The organism is Vibrio sp. 03_296 (assembly GCF_002265885.1).
The window spans coordinates 1-604 of record NZ_NPKW01001018.1; the positions used below are offsets into that span (position 1 = coordinate 1).

Sequence of the window (604 nt, forward strand, 5' to 3'; positions counted from 1 at the left end):
TGTTGGGTTATCAACTGGTGGATTACCGAGCGCAGCTGTTTGTGGGAGCGGAGTACCAAGGTTTAAAACCAACCATCATGCGGTACCATTGATAGCGTAGAAATTGGTGGAAAACCGTTTGAGTACAACGTCGGCTTGGAAATGGAAGAGTGGGCCTATTTGATTGGTTTTAACAAACAGTTTGGCAAAAATTACAACCTGACTTTCCTTTACAATAAAGGTGAAACACGCAACTCAATGACCTTAAACTTCGGATACCGTTTCTAGGGTCGATGGATCCTAGAAACGGCTTTCACTTGCGGTCAAACTCAGCTTCGGCACTGGGCAAAAATATCCAGATCGCTTTGATAAACCTGAGTTTTCACATCCATAATGCCAAGCATTGAGTGGAACAGGTTGTCGTGAGAAAACGCGCCGTGTGTGGCTTCATTGGCTAAGCACTTTCTGTCTAGCCCTTTTTCCTTGGCAAAGCCGTTGGATGCCCAAAAAGCATGGCAGCTTTGGTTTGGTTTTCTGGCGCAAGCGCATACGGTATGCCGTGCAAGAAGAGCCCATCTTCACCCAATGATTCGCCGTGATCAGAGACATAAAACAGCGCTGTGTT

Annotated in this window: 2 pseudogenes; one reads left to right on the forward strand and one right to left on the reverse strand. The window is 46.2% G+C overall.

Annotation, left to right across the window (positions count from 1 at the left end):
* Positions 1 to 267: pseudogene (locus tag CIK04_RS34920) on the forward strand (hypothetical protein); the annotation flags it as partial.
* A 41-nt stretch (positions 268 to 308) separates the two neighbouring features.
* Here CIK04_RS34920 and CIK04_RS34925 read toward each other — a convergent pair.
* Positions 309 to 604, reverse strand: a pseudogene (locus CIK04_RS34925) (sulfatase-like hydrolase/transferase); the annotation flags it as partial.